This is a genomic window from Streptomyces sp. DvalAA-14 (genome assembly GCF_900091855.1).
In the GTDB taxonomy this organism is placed as follows: domain Bacteria; phylum Actinomycetota; class Actinomycetes; order Streptomycetales; family Streptomycetaceae; genus Actinacidiphila.
Map to the genome: position 1 here is coordinate 1 of NZ_FMCH01000174.1, position 2,811 is coordinate 2,811.

Sequence of the window (2,811 nt, forward strand, 5' to 3'; positions counted from 1 at the left end):
CGAAGGAGTCGTCATGGCCGAAGAGCTGTTCCAGGACCCGGACGCGTTGAAGCACACGCCCGTGCACGACCGCGACGGCCGGCTGATCGCCAGCGTGGCGCAGGTCTACGTGGACATCGCCAAGGAGCGCCATCCGGAGTGGGTGGCCGTGCGCGGCGGGCCGCACGGCGCGCAGGACACCTTCGTCCCGCTGCGGGGCGCGGGGTACGACCAGGACGGCGTGCTGCGGGTGGCGTACTCGCTGGAGACGGTGGCCGCCGCGCCCCGGATCAACGCCGACCAGCACCTGACCCTGGACCAGGAGCAGGAGCTGTACGTGCACTACGGCCTCACTCCCCCGACGGACGAGCCGTCCGGCGCGCCCGGGGTCGGCAGCGAGCGCCCCAAGCTCACGCTGACCGGGGACGAAGCGGAGGTCGAGGAGGTCGCGGAGCTGGCCGCCGACCGTCCCCTGCTGCGCAAGTTCGTCCCGGCGGACTACGAGCAGCCCTCGACGGGCGCCACCCGCGTGGACGGCGACACCGGCTGAGCGCGGGCGGCACGGCGGGCGGCCGGCTCGCATCGGCTCCCGGGTCGGCGGAGCCCCCCGACCCCGGCATCCGTGCCCGGCCTGTCACACCGCCGCCGGCCGGGCCCGGATGAGACGTTGGCGGTTATGCCGCTCCGGTTGTCCTTTCCCGCCTCGCTGCTGCTGCTGACCATGGCCGCGGGTGCCGTCAACGCCATCGGCTTCGTCGCCCTGGGCGGAGTGTTCACCAGCGTCATGACCGCCAACATGGGGCTGCTCGGACTGGCCGCGGGCAGCGGCAGGGCCGGGCTCGCGGGGCACTCGCTGGTGGCGATCGCCGGATTCGTGGCCGGGGTGCCGATCGGCGGTCGGCTGGCCGCCACCCGCCGCGGCCGGCCGGCGGGGGTCAGGGCCGCGTTGGCGGTGGAGCTGGTGATCCTGTGCGGCATCACGGCCGGCTGGGCGTCGCAGGGCGGCCGACCGGACGGCACCGCACGGCTGGTCCTGCTGGCGGCGGCCGCGCTGGCGATGGGCTGTCAGAGCGGCACCATCCACGTGGCCGCCCCGGCGGGCGTGTCGACCACCTACTTGACCGGCTCCCTGACCAGCGTGCTCAGGGAGCTGGCGACGAGCGGCGTCTTCCGGGCCCGTACCGCCCTGGTGGTCGTGATGCTGCCGCTGGGCGCGCTGTTCGGCGGCCTCGCCGTCTCCCGGGCCCGGGAGGCCGCCCCGGCCGTGCCCGCCGCACTCGTCCTCGCCGCGCTGGCGCTGGCCTGGCGGGAGGCGGCTCCCGCGCTGTGGTGGCGGGAAAGCCGGACCGACCGCGGTAGCCGGCCCGCACCGGGGTATCCGCAGCCCGACAGACCGCTGTGAACGCCCGCTGAGGAGACCCATGTTCGGACTCGCTTCCCGTCGCCTGCGCCGCACCGCCCGGCAGGTCTACGGCTGGCAGCGGCTGCGGCCGGCCCAACTGGCGGCGATGAAGGCGGTGCTGAAGGGCCAGGACGTCATCGCGGTGATGCCGACCGGTGCCGGGAAGTCGGCGATCTACCAGGTGCCGGGCGCGCTGCTGAAGGGTCCCACCGTGGTGGTCTCCCCGCTGGTCGCCCTGCAGCGCGACCAGGTCCGCGGCCTGGTGGAGCGCGGCGGGGGCCGGGCCGCGGCGGTCAATTCCGTGCAGCGGCGGTCCGACAACGAGCTGGCGTGGGAGCGGCTCAGCGCCGGGGAGGTCGACTTCGTCTTCCTGGCGCCGGAGCAGCTGGCCAAGGACGACGTGGTGGAGCAGTTGGCCGCGTTGCGGCCGGCCCTGTTCGTGGTGGACGAGGCGCACTGTGTGTCGTCCTGGGGCCACGACTTCCGCCCGGAGTACCTGCGGTTGCGGCACGCCGTGGAGCGGCTGGGCCGGCCGCCGGTGCTGGCCCTGACCGCGAACGCCGCGGCCCCGGTGCGCAAGGACATCGTCGAACGGCTCGGGATGCGCGGCACCAAGGAGATCGTGGCCGGCTTCGACCGGCCCAACATCGAGCTGGGCGTGGTGGCCTTTCAGGAGGACGCGGACAAGCGGCGGTTCGTGGTGGAGCGGGCCGCGGCCGAGCCGAAGCCCGGCATCGTCTATGCCGCCACCCGGCGCGACGCCGAGGCGTACGCGGCCGAGCTGGCCGAGCTGAAGCTGGCCGCCGCGCCCTATCACGCGGGGATGCGGGCCGGTGAGCGCGCGGAGGTGCACGACCGTTTCATGGCGGGCGACCTCGACGTGGTCGTGGCCACCTCGGCGTTCGGCATGGGCATCGACAAGGCGGACGTACGGTTCGTGCTGCACGCGTCGGTGCCCGGCTCGCTGGACGCCTACTACCAGGAGGTCGGCCGCGCCGGGCGGGACGGGGCGCCGGCCCGGGCGATCCTGGCCTACCGGGCGCAGGACCTGGGGCTGCAGCGCTTCTTCGCCGCGGGCGGCACCGACGCCGACACACTGACCGCGGTGGCGCGGGAGGTGCGGGGCGGGTCGGGCCCGGTGCCGGTCGCCGAGCTGCGCCTGCGGTGCGAGCTGTCCGCGACCCGGCTGTCGGCGGCACTGAATCTGCTGGAGCAGACCGGCGCGGTCCGGACCGGGCCGGAGGGCAGCGCCTGGGCCGAGCCGGCGCGCGACGAGGCCGACGCGGTCGAGGAGGCGCTGCGTATCGCCGGCAACCACCGGCTGCTGGAGCGCTCGCGCGTCGACATGATGCGCGGCTACGCCGAGACGACCGGCTGCCGGCGCCGCTTCCTGCTCGGGTACGTTCGGGGAGGAGGTCGGCGTGCCGTGC

General features: G+C 75.1%; 1 protein-coding gene and 2 pseudogenes. All 3 read left to right on the forward strand.

Features of this window, described 5'->3' with window-relative positions:
* Positions 1-529: pseudogene (locus GA0115240_RS08605) on the forward strand (hypothetical protein); the annotation flags it as partial.
* A 126-nt stretch (positions 530-655) separates the two neighbouring features.
* On the forward strand, positions 656-1,381 hold the full coding sequence (locus GA0115240_RS08610; RefSeq protein ID WP_093736063.1) for a YoaK family protein: 726 nt from the start codon (positions 656-658) through the stop codon (positions 1,379-1,381).
* A gap of 19 nt (positions 1,382-1,400) precedes the next feature.
* A pseudogene (locus GA0115240_RS08615) lies at positions 1,401-2,811 on the forward strand (ATP-dependent DNA helicase RecQ); the annotation flags it as partial.

Bases quoted from the DNA above. Each gene is read 5' to 3' on its own strand.
- GA0115240_RS08610 (WP_093736063.1), top strand. From the start codon at position 656: ATGCCGCTCCGGTTGTCCTTTCCCGCCTCGCTGCTGCTGCTGACCATG.